4 protein-coding genes are annotated in these 5,232 nt (G+C 58.5%); 3 read left to right on the top strand and 1 reads right to left on the bottom strand.

What is annotated here, in order from left to right:
- On the bottom strand, nt 1–606 hold a 606-nt coding region (locus ACREAY_RS09485; RefSeq protein WP_431755528.1), incomplete at its 3' end, for a cache domain-containing protein.
- 252 nt (nt 607–858) lie between these two features.
- Between ACREAY_RS09485 and ACREAY_RS09480 the strand changes: the two genes are divergently transcribed.
- The 3 genes from ACREAY_RS09480 to egtD all read left to right on the top strand — a co-directional run bounded on the left by ACREAY_RS09480 (nt 859) and on the right by egtD (nt 5,201).
- Entirely contained in the window at nt 859–3,474 is a 2,616-nt protein-coding gene (locus tag ACREAY_RS09480; protein ID WP_431755527.1) for an amylo-alpha-1,6-glucosidase, read from the top strand.
- A 32-nt stretch (nt 3,475–3,506) separates the two neighbouring features.
- Nucleotides 3,507–4,160: a cysteine hydrolase family protein gene (locus ACREAY_RS09475; RefSeq protein WP_431755526.1), complete on the top strand. Its 654-nt coding sequence runs from the start codon at nt 3,507–3,509 to the stop codon at nt 4,158–4,160.
- A gap of 66 nt (nt 4,161–4,226) precedes the next feature.
- Nucleotides 4,227–5,201, top strand: coding sequence for an L-histidine N(alpha)-methyltransferase (gene egtD, locus ACREAY_RS09470; protein WP_431755525.1), 975 nt, complete (start codon nt 4,227–4,229; stop codon nt 5,199–5,201).
- Nucleotides 5,202–5,232 lie beyond the last annotated feature (31 nt).

Raw genomic sequence — 5,232 nt, 5'->3', positions numbered from 1 at the left:
GTAAAGGATTATCCCCTTCCTGTCCATCATGCCGATGCTGCTCTCAAAATCCGGCGCCAGTTGGTCCTTGAGGTACTCGCCAAGCACCTGGAGCCTGATGGCCGCCGAGATTATGCCCTTGAACTCGCCGTCCTGCATTATCGGCGCGGCAAGGTAGATCCTGGGGACACTGTCGTTTGACGGTATCGCGGTGCTGTAATAAATCGAGCCCGTGTCTCTTGGCGCGGTAAAGTACGCCCTGTAGCTGAGATCCGTCCCCTTGACCTGCTGGTACGTCTCTTCGCTGATGTTGCTCAGCCAGACTACCTTGCCGTCTTTGTCGAGCCACATGTAAAAGTCCGTCAGGTCTCCGGTGTTGTCCTGGGCCCTCGACAGGATCTGCTTGCCCGCGTCGATGCTTCCCGGGTCTTGCAGGGACGGGTTTCCCGACATCACCCGCAGGTTGTTGTTTACCGCACCCACCTTGTTGACGAGCACCCGCGAGATGTCATGCGCCTGTATCTTGGCATTGGACCGTATGTCGCTTGCAGCGACTCGGGCGATCTCGCTTGTAATGCCTGCAGAATACTGGTAGCTTGCAGCAGCAAGGGCGACTGCCTGCCGCATATATCCTGACGCGCAGGGTGCACATTACTTAAATTTGCGCCTTGCGGTAGTTAGCACCTTTACAAGGGTACAGAATAAAGCTCTAGGGAAACGGGGACGCAAAAAGTCGCGCCGGCATCAGCTAGAGCCGGAGCCGATAACACTTTATAAATTCCACATGCTAGATCAAGCGAAATTTATGCAATTGTCATGTAAAAAGGTGCACGGAAAATAGCAAGGACCCTGGACCGCACCCACACACTGCTGTCGTACGTGCAAGGCAGCCTGAAAAACGTGACAGTCGCGACCGGCGCGCAAGAGAGCCGGGGCTTTATCTTTTCGCTCCTGAACCCTCCAGTCCCGCTCGGCGGCAACGTCGTGTCCCTCGACATATACGTAGACGAGCTGCCAGTCCAGAGAAAGTCGATTTTCATCGCGACGTCCGAAGAGGTGGTCAACGCCGCCACGCTGTCTGACAGCCGGCCCATACCCTTCAAGCCGTTCCAGAGCGCAAGGTTCCTGGTGATAAAGGACGGCGGCCTAGACGGCGCGAGGCACAGGATAACCGTGATGAGCAAGCTGGAAGGCTTTGAGGAGATAGCCATCCCGTTCACGTTCAGCGACGCCCCGTCGGGGGCCGGCCGGGAGAGGATAGTCGTCCCGTCAGACCAGCCGTACATGGACGTGCCGGACAGCGACACGATATTCAAGAATTTCACGACGCCTCTCGTGCTTTCCGGCAAAAAGGCGTACATCGTCTGCTCTGCAAACGGGTCCCTGTCTGCCAACTGGGCGTGGATGGGAGTCCGGTACGACAACGGGGGGCTGTACGTCCCGCCCGCCCGGGCATTTGGGAGGATAATAGTGGAACTGTCGATGGACGACGGCGTCCGCAAGCGCCTGCCAAACTTTGTCGTGTCGTCCCGGCACGAGCACGGCGTCCTCTACACGCACCACGAGCTTGCCGGCCTGCACGTCCGGAGGAGGCTGACCGTGCCGTTTGACAGCCGGGGGTTCATAATGGCGATGGACCTGGACCTTGCGAACCCGTCCGGCAGCGACCTTGAAAAGCCGGCCGGAAAAGGGGGCAAGGCCAAAAGGAGCGTCCGGCTCCACTTTATGATAGACGGCAACATCACAAGCTACGGCCTTGCCGCCATCTCGCAGAGCAACATCTCGCTCTTTAACTCGAAGGAAAACTGCCTGCAGATAAGCTCTGCAGGCGCGACAAAGAAGGACAGGGTGCAGTATTTTGGCGCCATCGGCGTCGCGCCAAAAGGCCTTGCGCCGGTCAAGATACTGACTGACTCGTTTGACAACGACTTGGAGCTGTCGTACGACGTCAAAATAGAGTCGGGCAAGACCACGCAAATAGCCCTCGTCGGCGCCGGCAGCTTTTCAAGCGCCGCCGAATGCCTGGCGGAATTTTTGCACATAAGGGACAACCACGGCGCGCTTGAAGAGGGCACAAAGGGCACGTTTGAGGAGTTTTCGTCGTCGACGTTTGCAGTGTCGCCAGAAAAGCCGGGTCTGCCTGCGGCAAAGATTGCAAGGGCTTACGAAAAGGCCAAGGCCTCCATGCAGTACCTGAAGGCCGAGTACGACGGGCTGGGCGCGGGGATCTGCGCAGGGCTCCCGCGCTTTCCAAACTACTGGGCAAGGGACACGGGCTGGTCGCTGCGCGGCTACCTGTCGATGGGCGACTACCGCTTTGCCCGCCAGGTCATCGACAACTTTCTCCGGCGCCAGGCAAAAACCACCATGAACGGCGCGACTGCCGGCGAGCTCCCGATGATAATAAGCGGCAGGGCGTTCCTGCACACGACCACCTTTGGATCTGCAGACTCGACGTTCCTCTTTCCATGGGCGATAAGGGAATACGTGGCCGCGACTGCGGACCTTGCCTGGCTCAGAAAAAGGTGGGACTCTGTCATCGCGCTCGTCGATTGCGGGCTCCTCAAGGACATCGACGGCGACGGCCTCGTGGACCACGGCTTTACGGGGACGGCGGAAAAGCTGCCGATCCGCGACTCTACTTGGATGGACCACATCGACAGGAGAAAGAGCGCAAACGACGTGCAGGCGCTGTTCTACGAGAGCCTGTCGATAGGGGCCGAGCTGGCGGGGCTGGCAGGCGACACCTACAACCAGAAGAGGTGGGCGCATAAAGCGCAGGAGCTGAAGGCAGAGATAGACAGGCAATACTGGAACGCCGGGGCTGACTTTTACTATGACACGATAAGGCGCGACGGCTCCAAGGACCCGAGCGTCCGGCCAAACCCCCTCGTGCTCCTGCTGACCGGCGCCGCCAGAGGCGACAGGGCAAAAGCCGTCTTGGAAAGGATAGAAAAGGAGGACCTGACTGCGGCCTGGGGCGTAAGGTCGCTCAGCACGCAGGACGCCAAGTACCACCCGACCCTGTACCACGACGGGGCGGTGTGGCCGCTTGTGACAGGGTGGGCTGCGCTTGCCGAGCTGAAACACGGGCGCGCCCGGCAGGCACTGGCGTACGTCAGCTCGATGGCCGACAGGATACTGGCAGAAAACGGCATGTTTGCAGAGACGTACCGGGGAGACAGGCCCGAGCCTTTCAACTCGTGCATCCTGCAGGCGTGGTCGGTGGGCATGTACGTCCATGCCGTGCGGGAGATGATGCTTGGCATGAAGCTTGACATGCTTGGAAACAGGATCTCTTTCAGCCCACACCTTGCACCGCTGGAATCCAAGGACGCGATAAAGTTTGAGCACAGCGTGGAGAGCGCGGCCTGCAAGGGGAGGCTGCAGGTCTCTGTCGACCCCCGCAACGAAAAGATCTCTGTCGCGCTAAAGGGCTGGCAGGGGCGCCGGCCGGAATATTCAGCCGATCCGCCGTACAGCGTCAGCGGCTAGTGCTCAGATTTATTATCCGGTGCGGCCTTTTCATGGCAGTGATAATCGCAGGCCACGACATCAAGCCGGCCCTGGTAGTCATTGACGTGCAGAACGGCTTTGCAAGCAAGGGCGGGTCGTACGACCAGATGGGGATGGACGTGTCCTGCTACGGGGGGGCCATTCCGCAGATTTCAAAGCTTATCGGGCTGTGCAGGAACGCCGGCATGCCGATATTCTACACGCAGGCGGTAAGGGAAAGCTCAGGGATAGACCTTTTGACAAACATGCACAAGATACTGCCCAAGTCAAGGGAAGAGAGGATAAAGAAGAGGCCCATCTGCGTCAGGGGCACGTGGGACGCCGAGATTGTCGACGAAATCAGGCCGGCGCCGGAGGACCACATTGTCATAAAGAGGCGCGACTCTGCGTTTCAGGACACCGAGATTGGCGTCTGGCTGAAAAGCGTAGGCGCGGACTCGCTCATTTTCTGCGGCATCGACACTTCGATATGCGTCGAGACGTCATTGCGCGACGCGTTCAACAACGGCTACGACGTGATACTCATCTCTGACGCCACCGCGTCCGGCAACCGCAAGCATTTCGAGTCCACGATAGAGGTCGTAAAGGACTATTACGGGCTGGTGATGAGCATAGATGAGTTTAGCAAGTACGTGCCGCAAAAGGCCGAGCAGCGCAACAGGTAGTGGTCATTTGGCGCCTCCAAAACGGGCAGCATAGAACGCGCTGCAAATAAGTGATGGGCGCGCAGCATGGCTGCCAAAGTGCAAAGAGAACTGGACCAGTTTGCCCGGGACGTCGACAAAGGGCTCGGCAGCAAACCCAAACACCTCCTCCCGCAGTATTTCTATGACGAGGAAGGCTCGCGGCTTTTTGAGCGGATCTGCTCCCTTCCAGAATATTACCTGACGCGCACCGAGGCCGGGATTCTGGCCGGGCGATCGCACGAGATAATCGGCGCCCTTGGAAATGAAAATGCGATAAACATAGTCGAGCTGGGGAGCGGGACGTCGACAAAGACGCGCATACTGTTCCGGGCCCTGCTTGCGAAGGACCGCGGGAGGCTTGTGAGGTACTACCCGATAGACATATCGCACACTGTCCTTCAGGACACGGCAAACATGCTTGCCGGCGACTTTGCAAACCTGCGCGTGAGCGAAATAACAGGCGACTATGAATCGGGCCTGGAGAATGCGTGCGGGCTCATCGGGGAGCAACAAAAGATGATCATATTCCTCGGCTCCAGCATCGGCAACCTCGAGCACGACGCGGCCGTCGCCTTTCTCCGCAAAATCCGCGGCAAGTTGAACCGTGCGGACGCGCTGCTGGTCGGCTTTGACATGGAAAAAGACGCCGACGTGCTAGAGTCTGCCTACGACGACCGGGCGGGGGTGACTGCCCGGTTTAACCTGAACATTTTGAAAAGGATAAACGGCCAGCTGGAAGGCAGGTTCGACCTGTCGTCGTTTGCCCACCGCGCCCTCTACAATACGCCTAGCCACAGGGTGGAGATGCACCTGGTGTCAAAAAAGGATCAGAGCGTCCACGTGGGCGCCCTTGGCAAGTCATATGAATTCAAAAAAGGCGAGTCCGTCCACACCGAAAGCTCGTACAAGTACAGCGTCGAGCGCATAGAGTCGCTTGCGGAAAAGAGCGGGCTTCAGGTGAAAAAGCACCTGCTTGACGATAAAAAGTGGTTCGACCTCTGCCTCCTCCATGCACCCTAGGCGTCCTGGGCGCACCTGAACCCTGCAAAGA

The organism is Nitrososphaera sp. (assembly GCF_050748925.1).
Classification (GTDB): Archaea; Thermoproteota; Nitrososphaeria; order Nitrososphaerales; family Nitrososphaeraceae; genus Nitrososphaera.
Note: the sequence above shows the minus strand (reverse complement) of the source record. Positions and strands in the feature narration are given on the sequence as shown.

Coding starts and splice junctions, on each gene's coding strand:
- ACREAY_RS09475 (WP_431755526.1), top strand. CDS start 3,507: ATGGCAGTGATAATCGCAGGCCACGACATCAAGCCGGCCCTGGTAGTC.
- egtD (WP_431755525.1), top strand. CDS start 4,227: ATGGCTGCCAAAGTGCAAAGAGAACTGGACCAGTTTGCCCGGGACGTC.